The sequence below is a fragment of the Porphyromonas sp. KLE 1280 genome, from assembly GCF_000700805.1.
Lineage (GTDB): Bacteria > Bacteroidota > Bacteroidia > Bacteroidales > Porphyromonadaceae > Porphyromonas > Porphyromonas pasteri.
In genome coordinates, this window is record NZ_KL362962.1 from 325,314 (window position 1) to 343,602 (window position 18,289).

At 53.6% G+C, this 18,289-nt stretch carries 12 protein-coding genes; 3 read left to right on the forward strand and 9 right to left on the reverse strand.

Going from position 1 to position 18,289, the window contains the following annotated elements:
* Positions 1–19: 19 nt before the first annotated feature.
* The 5 genes from HMPREF1121_RS01300 to HMPREF1121_RS01320 form a co-directional block, all read right to left on the reverse strand.
* On the reverse strand, positions 20–976 hold the full coding sequence (locus tag HMPREF1121_RS01300; RefSeq protein WP_044114320.1) for an ABC transporter substrate-binding protein: 957 nt from the start codon (positions 974–976) through the stop codon (positions 20–22).
* Positions 977–978: 2 nt separating this feature from the next.
* Positions 979–1,641, reverse strand: coding sequence for an endonuclease III (nth, locus tag HMPREF1121_RS01305; protein WP_044114321.1), 663 nt, complete (start codon positions 1,639–1,641; stop codon positions 979–981).
* A 30-nt stretch (positions 1,642–1,671) separates the two neighbouring features.
* Positions 1,672–2,694, reverse strand: a complete 1,023-nt coding sequence (pheS, locus tag HMPREF1121_RS01310; RefSeq protein ID WP_009433117.1) for a phenylalanine--tRNA ligase subunit alpha — start codon at positions 2,692–2,694, stop codon at positions 1,672–1,674.
* A gap of 839 nt (positions 2,695–3,533) precedes the next feature.
* A complete protein-coding gene (locus tag HMPREF1121_RS01315) occupies positions 3,534–5,249 on the reverse strand; it encodes a RagB/SusD family nutrient uptake outer membrane protein (protein ID WP_044114322.1) in 1,716 nt (571 codons plus the stop codon).
* Positions 5,250–5,264: 15 nt separating this feature from the next.
* Entirely contained in the window at positions 5,265–8,330 is a 3,066-nt protein-coding gene (locus tag HMPREF1121_RS01320; RefSeq protein WP_044114323.1) for a SusC/RagA family TonB-linked outer membrane protein, read from the reverse strand.
* Between the two features lie 566 nt (positions 8,331–8,896).
* On the opposite strand from HMPREF1121_RS01320, the gene HMPREF1121_RS01325 reads away from it, so the two are divergent.
* The 3 genes from HMPREF1121_RS01325 to HMPREF1121_RS01335 are packed head-to-tail and all read left to right on the forward strand — an operon-like array spanning position 8,897 to position 13,109.
* Positions 8,897–10,066: a bifunctional cobalt-precorrin-7 (C(5))-methyltransferase/cobalt-precorrin-6B (C(15))-methyltransferase gene (locus HMPREF1121_RS01325; protein ID WP_044114709.1), complete on the forward strand. Its 1,170-nt coding sequence runs from the start codon at positions 8,897–8,899 to the stop codon at positions 10,064–10,066.
* Positions 10,067–10,081: 15 nt separating this feature from the next.
* Positions 10,082–10,840 carry a shikimate dehydrogenase family protein gene (locus HMPREF1121_RS01330; protein WP_044114324.1) on the forward strand — a complete coding sequence of 253 codons (759 nt, stop codon included), beginning with the start codon at positions 10,082–10,084 and terminating at the stop codon, positions 10,838–10,840.
* A complete protein-coding gene (locus HMPREF1121_RS01335; protein ID WP_232223710.1) occupies positions 10,827–13,109 on the forward strand; it encodes a translocation and assembly module lipoprotein TamL in 2,283 nt (760 codons plus the stop codon). Before HMPREF1121_RS01330 ends, HMPREF1121_RS01335 begins: the two co-directional genes overlap by 14 nt.
* Before the next feature lie 108 nt (positions 13,110–13,217).
* Here the strand turns inward: HMPREF1121_RS01335 and tpx are convergent, their stop codons facing one another.
* The 4 genes from tpx to HMPREF1121_RS01355 all read right to left on the reverse strand — a co-directional run bounded on the left by tpx (position 13,218) and on the right by HMPREF1121_RS01355 (position 17,711).
* Positions 13,218–13,721, reverse strand: a complete 504-nt coding sequence (tpx, locus tag HMPREF1121_RS01340; protein WP_044114325.1) for a thiol peroxidase — start codon at positions 13,719–13,721, stop codon at positions 13,218–13,220.
* Between the two features lie 105 nt (positions 13,722–13,826).
* Positions 13,827–14,540, reverse strand: coding sequence for a 2-phosphosulfolactate phosphatase (locus tag HMPREF1121_RS01345; RefSeq protein ID WP_044114326.1), 714 nt, complete (start codon positions 14,538–14,540; stop codon positions 13,827–13,829).
* A gap of 94 nt (positions 14,541–14,634) precedes the next feature.
* Complete coding sequence (locus HMPREF1121_RS01350) at positions 14,635–16,386, reverse strand: phospho-sugar mutase (protein ID WP_044114327.1); 1,752 nt, start codon at positions 16,384–16,386, stop codon at positions 14,635–14,637.
* A 158-nt stretch (positions 16,387–16,544) separates the two neighbouring features.
* A complete protein-coding gene (locus tag HMPREF1121_RS01355; protein ID WP_044114328.1) occupies positions 16,545–17,711 on the reverse strand; it encodes a hypothetical protein in 1,167 nt (388 codons plus the stop codon).
* Positions 17,712–18,289 lie beyond the last annotated feature (578 nt).

Genomic DNA, 18,289 nt, shown 5'->3' on the forward strand with positions numbered 1-18,289 from the left:
GTGATAGAGGAGTGGTGAGCTACTCCGCGATGATTGGGCGAATCAGCCCCTCTGCCGTGTAGCTCTCAGGTACGAGCTTTTTAGCCTTCATCCAGCTAAGGATGGGCTGAAGGTCCTCTGACTTAGGTGCGGTGACCTCAGCATAGGTGGGGAGGGGAATCTGCGAGGCAAGGTCCTTGGACACACCGAGGAGTTGCTCCACGGCGGCAGACCAGTCCTTTCGGGGATGCTGGGCCATGTAGGCGACGGCCTTGTTGTACCCCTCGATGAAAGCCTTCACTGCGGCTGACTTCTTCGTGAGTGCTTCGTCTTGGAAGAGAAGCCCCGTGATGCCCACCGTGAGTCCGTTAGGTACGTCAATAGCTACCAGCCCCTTGGATGCTCCAATCGTAGCGAAGGGCTCTGGGAGAATAGCGGCATCCAACTCACCCGAGCTGAGCATCTCTAAGCGAATGGGGATCTTCTGCACCTCTACACGAGTGTAGGGTAGCGACTTGCCCTTAGCATCCACGAGGGCACGCTCGGTAGCATAGTCGATGAGGGTATTGGAGGATAGACCGATGTGCTTGTCACGCAGGTCGGCAATCTCGTCGAGCTCCTTATTGCGCCCGAAGACCAAGCGGAATCCTCCTTGGCAAGCGATGGGAAGAGATACCTTCAGCCCCTTAGAATGTAGGAGCATGGCTCCCATATAGTCCGTGACTGAGGCATCTACGGAGCCCGTTTGCAGTGCTGCATCACGCTCCATGGGGGAGGCGAAGCGCACGATCTCTATGGGATGAGTGAAGAAGCCCTGCTGCTCAGCTACTGCTATCGGTAGGTAGTCTATAGAGGGCATCACCCCGATACATAGGTGAGTGCTATCTGTGGGGTTGCTCTTCCCCTTTTGAGAACAAGCGCCAGAGAGGAACATAGCCCCTGTGATAAGCGCCATACCGAGCGCGAGGAAAAGCCCCGTGCGCAGTGATCGTTTCATATCTATTCCTTCGAATTGAGTTTCTTGCGCTCCAGTGCTGCGAAGTAGCGGCAGTAGGGAGCTAATCCACAGGTCGCACACTGAGGCTTGCGGGCTGTACATACATAGCGTCCATGCAAGATAAGCCAGTGGTGTGCCTTGGGGATGAGGTGCTCGGGGATATACTTGATGAGGGTGAGCTCTGTCTCGAGAGGTGTCTTGGAATTGGTCGTCAGCCCGATGCGGTTAGATACACGGAAGACGTGTGTATCGACTGCCATCGTAGGGCGGTTATAGATGACCGAAGCGATGACGTTGGCCGTCTTGCGCCCGACACCAGGGAGCTTCATCAGCTCCTCGCGCTCCTCAGGGACTTCGCCCTGATAGTCTGCGACGAGGCGCTGAGCCATAGCCACAAGATAACCCGCCTTAGCGCGGGGATAGCTAACGCTCCGCACGAGCTCAAAGATGTCGTCCACCTCAGCTCGTGCCATGATTTCGGCTGTCGGATACTGTCGGAAGAGGCGTGGAGTGATCATGTTCACTCGCTTGTCCGTGCACTGGGCTGAGAGAATCACGGCCACCAGCAGCTCAAAGGGAGTGGTGTAGTGTAGCTCAGTCTCAGCCACAGGCATATGCTCTTCAAACCATCCGATGACGGCTTCGTATCGCTCTTTACGCGTCACAGCTCGCAGTTACCCTTTGTGTAGCTCGTATTAATGAGCAGCCTTGAACTGCTCGAGGAAGCGCACGTCATTCTCTGAGAAGAGACGCAGGTCGCTGACTCGATACTTGAGGTTCGTGATACGCTCTACCCCCATACCGAGGGCATAGCCACTGTACTTACGGCTGTCGATGCCACAGTTCTCCAGTACGTTAGGGTCGACCATACCGCATCCTAGGATCTCAACCCAGCCTGTGTGCTTACAGAAGTTACAGCCCTTACCGCCACAGATGTTGCAGGAGATATCCATCTCTGCCGATGGCTCCGTGAAGGGGAAGTAAGAGGGGCGGAGGCGAATCTTCGTGTCGGTACCGAACATTTCCTGAGCGAAGTACAGCAGTACCTGCTTGAGGTCAGCGAACGATACGTTCTGGTCTACATAGAGAGCCTCCAGCTGATGGAAGAAGCAGTGTGCGCGGTAGGAGATAGCCTCATTGCGATACACGCGACCTGGGCAGATGACACGGATGGGAGGCTCTGACTCCAGCATCGTGCGAGTCTGTACCGAGGAGGTATGGGTACGTAGGAGCGTACCGGGGACATTGCGCACGAAGAAGGTGTCCTGCATATCACGTGCAGGATGGTCTTCGGCGAAGTTGAGGGCAGAGAATACATGCCAGTCATCTTCGATCTCAGGTCCTTCGGCAATAGAGAAGCCGAGGCGGGCGAAGATGGCGCAGATCTCCTGCTGGACGATCGTCAGCGGGTGGCGTGAGCCTAATGGAGTGGGGTAGGCTGTACGTGACCAGTCGATGCCCAGCCCTTCGTCGTCACCCCCAGCGCTCAGTGAGGCGCGTAGCTGGTTGATCTTGTCCGTCGCCAGCGTCTTGAGGGCGTTGAGGAGTTGTCCGACCTGTCGCTTTTCTTCGTTAGGGACGGTCTTGAATTCGTCGAAGAGCTGAGAGACGAGCCCCTTCTTACTGATATATTTGATGCGAAGGTCTTCGACTTCCTGCTCAGAGTGTGCCGTCAGTGCTTGTAGCTCGGCAGTGAGTTGTTGTATTCTTTCTTGCATGAACTAATACCCTTTATTTTGAGGTGTAAAGGTAGTGAATTCCACGGAGGTGGCTTGTGGGCTCAGAGCATCCGCATCAAAATCTCCTCCTCACCTGCAAGGCGTATTGAGGCTGGTCTGATTTACAGACGACTATTGCTCTGCAGGCGAATAACTATTGGTTTGGGGGGCAAACGACTACTCGTTTCATATCCGAGGGCAAACGACTATTGCTGTCGCTTTGACCCTCTACCGTTTCGCACATGCTCTCTGGTGGCTCTTCTTGCCCATAGCGTAGGTGATATTCTCCTATCCAGCGGAGGGAAAAGTGTCCTTATCGTGAAGAAAAAAGCGCCCTCCCGTAGTCGTTTTTCTCTATCTACGCACGTAGTCTTAAAGACCAGGCACGTCAGTCCAAATATCCACGTACATAGATATTAGAGCTACGTACGTAGTCCAAACTTATCTGCCACTCGTCCGCAACTTTTATCCCTACGCGGAGCAACAACCTAACTATAGGTCACTTCACAAAGCTATATAGCTTTCTTCGCCATCCTATATAGCTCTACCCACGTACCTATACCAATATATGAGACCATTGTGCAAGCCCACCTCTTCATTACTCACCTTCTTCCCTCGAAAATCGGAGTCTTTAGGTTGAGACGTTCGAAAGAGGAGAGTACAAGCTGTGAAGAGATGGCCTTGCGCAATGGTCTCAAGTAGATGCTTGCCTAAGATCTGGGGATAAAATTAACGGGGCAGGGAGGATGCGTCCTCTCTGCCCCGTTGGCTTATTGATTAGCTCTCCAGTAGACTATGGTGATGCTGGCGAGCTGGAGAAGTGATATCGGGTACCTCTCTTAGTGGGTGGGGTTCTGAGTCAGCTTACCTGGGTAGGCATCGATAGCATTCTGTGGGATGAAGTACACCACACGATAGTCTGTGGGGGCAATGTCCTCACGCTGGTGATGAGCTCCAGGGTAGCGACGTACGAGTGAGCCTCCGTTGCGGAATACATCATAGCTACGCTCAGCTTGGAAGGCGAGTTCCAATTGGCGCTCCTTGTCGATGCGCTCGGATGCGTTCGTAGCATCGAGGCTGGCATAGGCAGCACCAGGGATGGATCGTGTGCGTATGATATTGAGGTCGGTGAGTGCTGCGCTATAGTTCCCGAGCTTAGCTTCTGCTTCAGCTCGGTTGAGGTACACTTCGCCGAGACGAGAGATGACAGGCGAGTGCAGGTGGCTATTCTCACCCTCACGGGAGCACTTCGTGATGTAGAACATCGGGTAGGCTCTGTTGAGCTTGATATATAGGTCGATCACACCTCGGTAAGTCTTCCCCTTATAGGTGATGCTGTAGATCTCTTGATTTGCATCTATCGCAGTCAAGGTGTAAGACTCCGCTTGCCCCGAATCCTTAGCTTCCTTGGCTATGATCTGACCATTGGAGCGAGTGATGGGGAGCTGCACGTAGTTGAGGTCTCCTGACTCTTCGCTCTTGATGAAGCGGAATACCTCCGTCTTCTCAGGTGCGTACACAGGCTCAATGAAGGCGGCACGAGCATCTACGATACGAGTTCTGTTAGGGCGGAAGTCATTTCGCCCCGTCTCATCAAGTAGGGCAAGGTACTTAGCGCTGGCATACATCTCACCCCAGCCCATACCTCCGATATTGGCATACATGCCACCGACTCCATAGTAGTGGTCGTAACCAGAGTATTCAGAGGCCAGACGGCGGACGACGAAGATAGACTCCTTGTTGCTCTCTGGCAGAAGCTGATTGTACTTCATGAAGTCTTCTCGATTGAGGAGCGAATACTTCCCACTAGAGATGACCTTCGTGGCATACTCGGAGGCCAGCTGAGCATACTGCCTATTGGGCTGCTCATAGGTGCCACTCATATAGAGGTAGAGGCGGGAGAGTAAAGCCTGAGCTGCACCCTTGGCCGCATAGAAGGGCGTACCTGAGCGCTCGGGAAGGAGCGTCTCAGCCTGCTTGAGGTCCTCGATAGCCTGTGCGTAGGTCTCCGCTACGGTAGCACGGTCGGGGAGAGTGAACTTATCGAAGACGTCCTTTGGGGCACTCTTGATGATAGGTACACCGAGGTTCTTCTCTGGATCCTGGTAGTAGGGACGGCCGTAGGCTCTCACGAGGTAGAAGTAGAGGAAGCCACGCACGAAGTAGGCTTCTCCCACATGAGCCTTGACCTCTTCATCAGTGGAAGTGCCATAGAGCTCGATAATATTTGAGGCCTGGATGATAGCCTTGTAGCTATTATCCCAGAAGGCCTGTAGACGGTAGTTCTGTGGGGTGCGGTTGAAGGAGATGAACTCGAAGAAGGCATCTGTCGAGGCACCACGTATCATGATGTTGTCCCCCGCATACTCGCCGCAGCGGTGCATGACGTCGCTCCAGGTCTTGAGCTGGGCATACATCCCGTGGGTCATGCCATCGATAGCCTCTTCTGGATGCTCGAGGATACGCTGGCTGGACATGCTCCCTTTGGGCTCTCTGTCAATATTGCAGGCTACCAGTAGGCAGGAGGACACCAGTAGCATTAGTATCTTATTCATATCTGTATCGTGTAGCTATAGTGAGAGGTTGAGCCCGAGGACGAAGCGACGGACAGGTGGATAGACGCTGATACCCGTCGTCCCCATGACAGAGCCATCAGAGGCGGGAAGCTCGGGGTCTACTCCTGAGTACTTCGTCAGGGTAAAGAGGTTCTCAGCATTGAGGTAGATGCGGAGGTTCTGTACCTTCAGCTGAGGAAGGGAGAGGTTGTAGCCGAGGCTGAGAGTACGTAGCTTGAAGAAGGAGTTGTCCTCCAGGTAGCGAGAAGAGGCCTTGTTGCCGTTGTCCTTGTTGTTGTACAGGGCGCGTGGGTGAGTGGCGACGTCGCCCTTCTTCTGCCAGCGTGACCAACCCTTCTGCAGTGACATCTGATTGCGGTCGGTGTAGGTGAGGTCAGAGTCGAGCTCTTGGCGAGAGTAGTTGTAGATCTGTCCACCGAGAGCATAGCCGAACGTAGCCGAGAGGTCGAACTCCTTCCAGCGGAGGTTCGTCGTGATCCCCCCGAAGACCTTAGGAGCAGCAGAGCCCAGCTTGTAGTACTTGGCTTCGGCGTAGTTGCTGGTCGTGACGCGCTCTCCGTTAGTTCCTTCCTTATACCACATGGGGCGCCCGTCATCAGGATTTACTCCAGCCCACTCAGGCATGTAGTAGGTGTCGATAGGAGAGCCGATCTCGAGGATGCGGGAGGCAGAGCCTGCTATACCGCTACCGTCACCGATGATGACAGGCTTGGCGATGTACTGGCCTGAGGGATCATATTGGCGGAAGATGTCGGTGAGCTTATTGGTGTTGTGTCCGACGTTGAGGTCAAGGCTCCAGGTGAGGTCCTTGCTGCGGATGATATCACCACCGATAGCTACCTCGATACCCTTATTAGCCATCTTGCCGATGTTACGGTAGATGTGAGTCACACCTGTGAGGCTGGTGACGGGTACATTATAGAGGATGTTGTCGGTCTTCTTGGAGTAGAGATCAAGGGTGAAGTGCAGGCGGTTTGACCAGAGCGAAGCATCAAGCCCGATGCCTGCAGTATAGGTACGCTCCCAGGTAAGGTCATTGTTCCCGATCTGAGAGATGAGCATACCAGGCTGAGCGTTGTAGCTGGATGCTATCGAGTAGAGGTCATACTGGGGGTAGAGGGCGGATGGACGGTTACCAGCCGAGCCATAGGAGGCGCGGAGCTTCAGCTGGTCGAATGCCTTGATCCCAAACCATGATTCGCGGTGGATGCTCCACCCGCCACTGATGGAGAAGAGGGTACCATACTTGGCTCTTGAACCGAGGTTGGAGGCACCGTCACGGCGGATAGATCCTTCGAGGAGATAGCGGTTGTCGTAGCTATAGCGAGCATTAGCGAAGACGGACTGTACCGCCCATTCCGCGATCCCACCCTTAGCCTTCTCTGGCTTAGCCGTGATGTCCAGTACCTCAAAGCCTGGGACAAAGCCCGTCCCGTTGGCGCTGGTTGACTTACCCCAGTAGTCGTTGAACTCATAAGCAAGCAACCCATTGAGGTTATGCAGGCCCCAGCTATTATTCGTTAGGAGCTTCTGGTTCGAGTAGCGACGAGCTACTTGTCCGTGATACTCGGTGATACGTCCTTGGACGCTCTCTCCACCATTGGAGCGAGGATCTTCGTAGCCGTGACCCGTGCTGTGGACATACTTATAGTTATTGACCGAGGAGAAGGTGAGCCAAGGTGCGATGCGAATATCGAAGTCAAGGTTCCCCATGAATTCGTAGTAGCTCCCATCATAGTGGTTCCACTGCAGATCACGGAGGTAATTCGTGCTGTTGCTATTTACCCATCCCGAGTATTGGTGGGGGACGAGCTTCCCCTCAGCATCGTATGGGCTATCCCAAGGGAGCATCGAGTACATCGCAGAGATGGAGTACTGTCTGTCCTCGGAGGTTTGCATCGCCCCGCTGATCATAGGGCGAATAGTGAGCCAGCTGAGTGGCTTGTAGCTGGTCTTCAGGCGGAAGTTATAGCGCTTGTAGTCAAAGCCCTTGACAGCACCCTTCTCATCATAGTAGCCTAAGGAGAAGAGGGAGTTCATCGTTTCGCTCCCCCCTTGTAGGGTGAGGTTATAGTCCTGAGAGACGCCGGTGCGTGTAGCCAGCTTCCACCAGTCAAAGTTGTCATTGCGTAGGGTTGGCTTCCATCTAGGGAAGGGGATGGTGCTGGCATTGCCTGTGGAGGCAAAGTAGTCGTAGAGTTCGGCACCATTCATCATATGCAGGTTGCCATTGGTTAGCTGGCTGATACCTGTGCGCATAGAGACAGAGGTGCGGAGCTTGCCTGAGCGGCTACTCTTGGTCGTGACTACGACGACACCGTTTGCTCCAGCAGAGCCATAGATCGCGGTGGAGGCTGCGTCCTTGAGGATCGTGAGGCTCTCAATGTCCTGAGGGCTGAGCTGACCAGGGTCATCACCCACGATCACACCATCAATGACCCAGAGGGGGCGTGTGTTCCCGTTGAGGGTGGCTTGTCCACGTATCACCACGGCTGCGCTTGAGCCAGGGCGTCCTGATCCAGGTGCGACATATACGCCAGGAGCCTTGCCATTGAGGAGGTTAGAAACGGAGGGAGTAGTGATATCCTTGAGTTTGCTGGCTTTAAGGTTAATCATAGCCCCCGTGAGGCTCTCCTTGCGCTGTGTAGTATAGCCGACGACGACGAGCTCGCCGAGGGTCTTGGAGTTCTCTTTTAGCTGGATGACTTGATCCTTCTCTATCGCCTGGGTCTCTAAGGTTTCGTACCCGACGCAGGAGATGATCAGTGTCACCCCTGGGGAAGCAGACAAGGTATATCCACCTTGCTTGTCGGAGATGCTCCCGATACGTTTGTTGCCTTTGACGCGGATACTTGCCCCGACGATGGGCTCTCCAGTCGTAGCATCCACGATGTGCCCGCGTATCTTACCTGCTACTTGGGCGAGTGTGACAGGACTTGACGACGGCTCTTGCTCTATGGCTGCATTTGCCGCAAGGGGCATGGAGCAGAGGGTGAGCAGGGAGACAACGAGTGTACTCCGTAGCCGAGCCTGACGAGAAAGTGGTCTTTCGTTCTTCATTCTTCAGCGTTTTTATGGTTGGTGTAATGCTTTCTGGAGGGTAAATATAGGTCATTTCTATAGGATAGACGAGGTCTCTAAGGTGATTTGATTTAATAAAATAATGAAGGAAATCATTGGCTTATCTTCCAGCTTCTTACCTTGTATAGATGAAGCCATATATAGGGGTAGATTCTATCCATAAATGGACCTTCCTCTCTTCTTGAGCCTGCAAGAAGGAGGTATAATATTGTATTAGGAAGAGCTGACTACCACTGAGTGGTCGGAGGCTTTTTCTTCTGAGGTGGAGAGCACTATTTTAGAAGGGGAATATTGACCAGTACTGGTCACTGAGGTGACTACTACTGGTCGCGACGCTGAGCAGTACTGGTTGCTTAGGGTGACCAGTACTGGTTCGATCATCGACCAGTACTGCTTCAAAAAGGATCCCTCGGAAGGCCGCTTAGGAATAGGGGAGAAGCCCACCTTATTATTAGTACCTTTGCGACCTATAATAGATAAGCTTGATACTACTCTTGGACGAAAAGAATCTTACAACCCAAGGGCTTCGCTTCACCGTCGTAGGAATGAACGATGAGCAATGCCCCCTCTTCTCCCCCGAAGTACAGCAACTCATCGCTCAGCATCGAGTCTTCTCGGGGGGGCGTCGCCACCGCGAACTCGTCGCCGATATACTTCCCGCAGGTGCCGTATGGATCGATATTATTGTTCCCCTCAGTGCGGTCTATCAGGAGTATCGTGCCTTAGACGAGCCCGTGCTGGTCTTTGCTTCAGGTGATCCGCTTTTCTTTGGCTTCACTACGACACTCATGCGCGAGTTCCCTGGACAGGTCGCACAGACCTTCCCCTCCTTTAGCTCTCTGCAGATGCTCGCACATAGCTTGCGCTTGCCCTACCATGATATGCGTGTCGTATCACTGACGGGACGTCCTTGGCTGGAGCTGGATCGTGCTCTCATCGAGCGTGCCGCAAAGGTGGGAGTCTTGACGGATAAGAAGAATACCCCAGCACTCATCGCTCAGCGGATGATCGACTATGGCTATACGGGCTATCAGATGCATATCGGGGTGCGACTCGGAGGGAGCCGAGAGGAAGTCTATAGCTTCCCGCTACATGAAGTCGTCGGACGAGAGTTCGGTCACCCCAACTGCCTGATCATTGAAGACCCACAGCCCACGGCATACGATGCCCCGATTGGCCTGCAAGAGCTGGATTTCTTCCCCCTCAATGGTCGTGTGAATATGATCACGAAGATGCCGGTGCGTCTGGTGAGCCTAAGTCTGCTCGAGCTTGAGCGCCGTCGTAGCTTCTGGGATGTAGGCTTCTGTACAGGCTCGGTGTCTATTGAGGCTAAGCTCCGCTATCCTCATCTCTTGGTGACCTCCTTCGAGGTGCGTCCCGAGGGGAAGGAGCTCATGGAGGTCAATAGCCGTCGCTTCCATGCTCCAGGTATTGACTATCATATTGGAGACTTCCTTAGCCAAGATCTTGAGTCGCTTCCCCGCCCCGAGGCCGCCTTCATCGGTGGGCACGGGGGGAGGCTCATTGAGTTTGTTGAGCGCCTAACTGCACTCATGGGAGCTGATGGCGTGCTCGTCTTCAACTCGGTCTCAGAGGAGACACTGGCGCTCTTCCGCGAGGCCATTGAGCGAGTCGGTTGGCATATCTCCTATGAGACGCTCCTTACGGTCGATGCCCACAATCCTATCACTATCCTCCAGGCTAAGGGGAAATAGATATCAGCAGAGTAGATGCCGATACGTTGTAGCTATGGGCTCATAGGTCGCCCCCTTGGGCACTCATTCTCACCTCGATACTTCTCGGAGCTCTTTGATCGCCTTGGGATAGATGCTTCGTATGATAGCTACGAGCTTCAGCGGATAGAGGAGTTGCCCGAACTATTGGCTACTCATCCTTCGCTCCGAGGGCTGAACGTCACGCTCCCTTATAAGCGAGAGGTGCTTCACTATGTGGATGCTTACTCTCCCGAAGTGAAGTGTCTGCAGGCCGCCAACGTACTGCATATTGAGCATACTCCTTCAGGAAAGCTCCATATTACCGCACATAATACGGATGTCTGGGGCTTCTACCACTCACTGCTCCCTCTTCTTGGAGAGGAGCGACCTCATGCATGGGTCTTCGGTACGGGAGGAGCAGCCTCTGCCGTGCTCTATGCGCTCGAGCAACTTGGTATCAGCTATGAGCAGGTGAGCCGTACTCCTCAGAGCGGACAGCGCTCTTACGAAAGCTTGACAAGAGAAGAGGGGGAAGCGACCCCTCTATGGATTAATGCCACGCCCATAGGTCTTCGCGAAGGAGAGTGCCTCCCCTTGCCCTACGAGGCTCTTGGGGAGTCTCACCTTTGCTATGACCTCATCTATAATCCCTCACCGACGACCTTCCTCCGTCGAGCCCTGCAGAGCGGAGCACGAGCGAAGGATGGTCTCGAGATGCTACACCTCCAGGCCGATAAGGCTTGGCAGCTATGGACAGCGAATGAAGAAGAATAGATATGCCTTGGCCCTTGCGCTGGGGTTAGCCTTGGCCTCCTGCTCGACGACGAAGTACGTCGGGGACGAGAGCTACCTACTTACGAAGGTCACTATCCAAGTGGACTCTCTCGACCAGACAGAGCGGGAGCAGCTCGGTGACCTTGAGTCCTTCCTTCCACAACGCCCCAATACAAAGCTCTTGGGGCTCTTTGACTGGACACTTGGGCTCTATAGCTTGAGTAATCCGAAGAGTAATAGTTTCCTCAATCGTCAGCTGCGTAAGTGGGGAGATCCTCCTGTGCTCTATAGCGCAGAAGAAGCTGAGTTTGGTCGAGCCAATCTCACCGCAGCTATGTACAATATGGGCTACCTCAAGGCTCAGACGACTCTCCGTGTGGATACGACCAAGGCTAAGCGAGCTCGCCTGGCATACACCATCATACCTGGCCGTCGTCTACGTGTAGGTCGCTTCTCGGAGTCTATCCAAGATAGCAGTATTACTCAGCATCTTTACCCCCAAGATACACTCATCGAGAAGCGCCGCTTCCGTGGTGAGCGCTATCGCTCCTATCTGCACTCAGGGGCTATCCTCTCCCCTCAGAATATGCAGGCCGAGCAGGAGCGTATCACTCAGATTCTTCGTAATAGAGGCTACTATACTTTCTCTGGTGATAGTGTCCGCTTCGAGGTCGATACGCTGGTTGCCTCCGATGTATGGGTACGTAGCGTAGTTCACTCGCCCGAGAAGACCTATCGGATCGGACGCGTGCGGATGCGTCAGATCGCTCGATATGAGACGGGAGAGTCCCTGAAGCAGACGCGTGATGGTATTAGCTTCGACCTTGATCCGAAGCACTATATCCGCCCCTCAGAGCTCACTCGACGTATCTGGATCCGTCCAGGTGCACTCTACTCGATGCAGCATACCTCATCTACCTATACTGCACTGAGCGAACTGCCAACCTTGCAGAGCGTCTCGATCCAGTATCACCCCGACACGCTCGCTACGGACTCCGCTGTCTTGGACTGCGACATTACCGCTGCCTCCACCCAGACGAAGAGTATCGGTGGGGATATCGTCGGGACGAACTCCTCGGGGAACTTTGGGGTGAGCTCTTCGCTGAACTTCCAAAATAGCAATCTCTTCCATGGTGGGGAGCAGCTTCACCTCCAGCTGCGTGGTGGCTACGAGAGCCTCGGTGAGCGCCGTAATGACCACTTGAACTATGGGGCAGAGGCTTCACTTACCTTCCCTCGTCTGCTCGTGCCCTTCCGACATTCGAAGGGGCCATCAACGATCCTATCCTCGACGAGCTTACAGGTGAGCTATGACCACCACCGCCGTCCAGAGTTCAGCCGTGATATCTTCTCCTTCAAGTGGGGATATAGCTGGCACAGCCACTACACGCCCGCCTATCGCCATCAGCTGAAGGTCATCGACTTGGACTTCCTTCACTTCGGCTATATCAATGAGGAATTCCGCCGCTCGATGCCACTCATCACGCAGATCCTGAACTACCGAGATCAGTTTGTGCTCGGGGCTTCGTACCTCTTTCGCTACAACTCGCTCAATGACTACCGCCTCTCGACTTCGCCTTGGGTACATAACCTGCGTCTCTTCGTCCAGTCATCGGGGAGTCTGCTCTATGGGGTATCGGCACTGCTGAATAGGGAGCGTGATGCCTACGGGTCGTATCGCTTCTTCGAGACGAACTTTGCGCAGTTCGTCAAGGGGGAGATTGACTATAGTGGGCTTCGTAAGCTGAGCGAAGGCAATGCCTTCGCCTATCATTTGGGGCTGGCCGTAGCTTATCCCTATGGCAATAGTCAGTACGTGCCCGTTGACCTCCGCTACTTCGCTGGTGGCGCTAATAGCCTGCGTGGCTGGTCTGCGCGTAGCCTCGGCCCTGGTAGTATGCCTCGCTCAGCAAGCCAATCCATCTTCGATCAGGTCGGGGATATCAAGCTTGAGATGAATGCCGAGTACCGTATGAAGATCCTTGGCCCTCTCCAGCTCGCCCTCTTCGCTGACGCAGGGAATATCTGGACGATACGCGCCTATCAGAATCAGCCGCAGGGAGACTTCCAGTGGAACCGCTTCTACAAGGAGATCGCCCTGTCGAGTGGGCTGGGGCTACGCTGGGACTTTGACTACTTCGTCCTTCGCTTTGATGTGGGGGCTAAGCTCCATGATCCACAGGTGGAGAATGGCCGTCCTTGGGTCATTACCTACCAAGAGCCTAAGCAGCTACTTGCCTTTAATATTGCCATTGGCTACCCCTTCTAATTCGTAGCACCTTGTGCTACGTACGAGATAAAAGGAGAGCGTCGCATAGTCCACTGTGGTGGAGCTATGCGACGCTCTCTTATTTGGTACGGAGTAAGCTCCCTTGAGCTACTTCAGCGCAGCGAGTGCAGCTTCGTAGTTAGGCTCCTGCGTGATCTCGGGGACGAGCTCGGTGTAGAGGATCTTGCCTGCCTCATCGATGACGATGACGGCACGCGCCAAGAGACCAGCCAGAGGACCATCCTGCTGCTCGAGGCCATAGTGCTTCGTGAAGCAGTTGTGGCGGAAGACTGATACGGGTACTACCTTATCGAGGCCTTCAGCACCGCAGAAGCGAGACTGAGCGAAAGGCAGGTCCTTAGATACACAGAGGACGACGGTGTTGTCGAGCTTAGAAGCTTCGGCATTGAAGCGGCGTACGCTGGTAGCGCAGACGCCTGTGTCGACGCTGGGGAAGATGTTGAGCACGACACGCTGACCACGCAGATCTTCGAGGTGGATCTCGCTGAGGTTCGTCTTCGTAGCCCCGAAGTTAGGAGCGGTAGTGCCTACGGCAGGCATTTCACCAGAGAGGTGTACGGTGAGATCTTTTTTGAAAGTGACTGTTGCCATTGCTTGTTGTATTGTTTTTGTCTCCTAGCCAGAAAGGTAGGAGGGGGTTAGCTTATTCGCTCTTATAACTATAAGGCTGCCGTCTATGTTCACTCGAGCATGCGACTACAGCGTACGAAGCCAGCCATCTTCTAGACGTAGGACAAGGTTGAAGAGGCTTAGGCTCATGCAGTAGGTCACACAGTCTGCGAAGCCTGCTTGCTCTAGTCGTACGTAGTGGTCGCTACTCTTGATGTACTCTGTACGAGCATCGAGAGTCGCTGCATGGTCCTGCCATAGGTCGCATACCATACGGGTGGTATCGTCACCTGCGATTGCTCCCGCTTCTACGGTGAAGGCGCCTGCATAGAGCATATCCTCCATAGAGGCCTGTCCCTTCCAGCCTGCAGCGAGTACGACGACATCACGGTCGGAGCGCTGGCAGTAGTCGATGGTCGCACGTAGGTTGGTCAGTGCCCCGACGAGGACCTCCTCTGCACCATGCTCTCGAGCTATCGTGAGGGCTCGCGTACCATTGGTCGTCGTGAAGACGATCTCACGCCCGCTGACTAAGTCTGTCGTGTACTCTGCGGGATCATTGCCGAGCTGGGCGAAGTCACAACGTACGACATTGCGCTCGGCCGCGATGAGTGCACCCAGACGCTTACCCGTCTCCTCGGCCTCTTCGGTTGAAGCTACTGGGAGGATCCCCTTAGCACCATGGGCAAAGGCTGCGACCATCGTGGTCGAGGCTCGGAAGATATCCACGATGATGACGATACTATTAGGACGGAGGTAGAGTGGATAGAGCTCAGGGGAGGGACAGAGATAGACTTGCATAGAGGATGATAAATAGAGGATGATAAAATGAAGCTACCTCCCGCGGATGGTTTACCCACGGGAGGTAGCGATGTATATAGAAGGAGGAGAGGGGTTAGATACCGAGCTCCTGACGGATGACCTGGATCTTCTCGAGGCAGGCAGCTTCAGCGGCGGGGAGGTCTTCCTTAGAAGTCACCTTGCCACGTACGCCGATGTAGAACTTGATCTTGGGCTCCGTGCCAGAGGGACGGATAGATACCTTCGTCCCGTCAGCTGTCTTGTACTGGAGTACATTGCTGGTCGTAGGCATATCGAGCGTGAAGACCTCACCCTTGTCGAGCCAGAGACCCTGGAGCTTGGCGTAGTCGAGGACCTCGACGACGGGGCTTCCTGCCAGAGTCTTGAGAGGATTCTCACGGAAGTTCTTCATCATCGCTTCGATCTCCTCAGCACCGCTCTTACCCTTGCGGACGACGCTGACACCCTGTTCCTTGTAGAGGCCATACTCTACGAAGATCTGCTGGAGGAGCTGGTAGATAGACATGCCACGGTCGGCTGCCCATGCAGCGAGCTCGGCGAACATACAGCAGGCTGATACGGAGCTCTTATCGCGGATGAAGTCTTCACGGAGGAAGCCGTAGCTCTCTTCACCACCACCGATGTAGTTCAGCTTGCCTTCGTTCTTGCGGATGACGTCGGCGATCCACTTAAAGCCCGTGTAGCAGTCGAAGAGCGTGACGTTCGACTTCTCTGCGATAGCACGGATGAGCTCCGTGGTTACGATGGTCTTGACCACATAGTCGGTAGGCTGGAGGAGGCCAGCATCGCGACGATTGGCGATGGCGTAGTAGATCAGAAGGGCGCAAATCTCATTCCCGTTGATGAGTATGATCTTACCCTCCTCGTTGCGTACTGCTACCCCGATGCGGTCTGCATCAGGGTCAGAGGCTAAGACAATGTCAGCACCAGTCTCTTCAGCACGACGGATCGCGAGCTCGAGGGCTGCAGGCTCCTCGGGGTTGGGAGAGTGAACGGTAGGGAAGTTCCCGCTGACGACATCCTGCTCAGGGACGTTGATGATATTCGTGAAGCCAATAGCGCGCAGCGCTTCGGGGATGATACGTACGCCAGTACCATGGATAGGGGTGTAGACGATCTTCAGGTCGTGGTGACGTGCGATAGACTCCTTCTGGGGAGCCGAGAGTGAAGCGACACGCTCAATGAAGCGCTTGTCAAACTCTTCGCCGAGGAAGTGGATGAGCTCGGGGCGAGCTTCGAAGCGGATATCTTCAGCGCGCGTGATCTTATTGACCTCGATGATCGTGTTGCGGTCATGGGGAGCGAGCATCTGTGCCCCGTCAGACCAATAAGCCTTATAGCCGTTGTATTCCTTTGGGTTGTGCGAGGCGGTGATCATTACGCCGCTCTGGCAGCCAAGTTCACGAATAGCAAAGGATACCTCGGGCGTAGGACGAAGGCTCTCGAAGAGATAGACCTTGATGCCGTTAGCAGAGAAGACCTCAGCGGTGATACGTGCGAAGACGTCACTATTATTACGGCAGTCGTGGCCGATAGCTACCGAGATCTCGGGGAGGGAAGCGAAAGCCTGCTTGAGGTAGTTCGCCAGGCCCTGAGTAGCAGCCCCGACGGTGTAGCGGTTCATACGGTTGGAGCCTACGCCCATGATCCCGCGCAGACCACCCGTACCGAATTCTAAGTCCTTGTAAAAGGCTTCGATGAGTTCTGTGGTATCTTCTGCATCGAGGAGGCGCTGCACTTCGGCGCGCGTCTGTTCATCGTATCCAGGTGTCAGCCAGCCTTGGGCCTTGGCACGTACCTGGGCTAAGAAGGTGTCTTGTTCCATGTGTCCGTTGGATGTATGATGAGAGTTGTATTCTCTAATTGTGAATAACTACTAACAAAGATAAGACATTTCTAAGGGAAACACTACGCCCCCACCTGGCGGATAGTCATCCGTAGGTGGGGGCGTAGTGATATGGTGTTAGCCTCTTGGGCTATGGCTTAGAGGGCAGCACCCGTCCAGCCCTTAGCTGAGAGAGCAACATTGACAGCCGTGGTAAGCAGATCAGCCTTAACCTTGAGGGTGCCATTCGTTGCACCGAGGCCGGAGATGAGGTCAAGGATCTGAGCTTCCGTGAGCGACATGTTCTTCAGCGTGATGCTTTTGGTGGTCGTACCAGCCGTACGCTTGATGTAAGATATAGCCTGCGCTGGATCAATGTTATCAAGCTCTACGACTTCAGCTGGAGCGCTTGAGTCTTTCAGTAGATTTGCTGCTGTTGTGTTGCTTACAGCAAGCTTGGATAGGGTTGCATTATAGAGCGTGATATCCTGGAGCTTGGGCTTGTTCCCCAAGTCAACGTTGAGCTTTACTCCTCCTGAAGGTGCGTTTGCAAAGAGAATTTCAAGGTTTTGGCTCTTAGCAAACGTGAGGTTTGCAAAGGCAGGAGACTGCCAGAAGAACTTCTTCAGCCTGGGTAGGTTGTCGATATCAAACTTGCCATTCTGGAAAGGGGTACGACCGGCAACGTATTCGATGACGTTGTTTGCAGGTAGCTTCACCTCCTCGATATCGGTACTCATTTCATTGGGCGAGCCGAGGAACTTGGTCATCTCAACGAAATTGTAGTTCTTCCAGTTAAAACCACCAAGTGCGAGGTATCTAAGTTTTGTTTGCTTCGTAAGATCCAGAATATCTGTGGTGTAGCCTGAGATCAAGAGGCCTTCAAGTTCGGTAGCACCGGAGAGGTTGAATGTCGTCTTAGTTGCAGATGCGCTTCTTGATTTAGATAGAATACGGAGGCGCTTCAGCATAGGGGATGATTTTGTGAGGGCAATCTCGGTGGCATCATCACTTTGGACGGTGAGTATGTCTACATTTCCGTTGATGCCGAGAAGGCCATTAGAACCAACCGTGAACTTCGTACTATCGGATTTATCCATAGTAGCACCGAGGATGTTGAGTCCTTTCTTAGGCGAAATGTAAACGATTGAACCTGCTGGTACTGTGAAGACAGCCTGAGAGTTCTTGATGGTAGTGGCATCCGCAGTATTATCAGTCGTGTTAGGCAGAACGGGTACTACGGGCTTGGGTTCATCCTTCTTGCGGCAGGATGTCGTCCCGATGAAGAGGCTGGCAAGTGCCAGAAGTACAAGGGATTTCTTCATTTCTGTTAATGTTTACGTTTGTAAAGCGCTATGCGCTTGATGTTATCTTTTATCAAAGGCAAAGATAAATAAAATACTGACTTCGCAATAGCGTTATCGCAAATGTACCGCTCTATAGCCCCTGGGGGGCTCAATGAAGCGCCGACTTCGACTTGTGTAAGCTCCTACCTATACCTATATAAATTATGTGAGTACTTGTGTAGAGCTATAAGTCGGATGACGAAGAAAGCTATATAGCTTTGGATCGATTCCGTATAGCTTTGAGAAGTGACCTGTATTTAGGTTGTTACTTCGCCTAGGAATAAAAGTTGTGGACGAGTGGCAGATAAGTTTGGGCTACGTACGTGGATCTAATATCTACGTACGTGGATATTTGGATTTACGTGCCTGATCTTTAAGACTACGTACATAGATGCGGAAATACCACTACGTGAAGGCGCTTTTTCCTTCACGAGAACGATGCTTATCCCTCCGCTGAATAAGAGGAATACTCGTGATAAAGCAAAGGGCTTGCTTGGTCACTTCGGAGAGGTATATCGGGGAGCTGGGCGTGCGATACCTTAGTACTCTAAATAGAG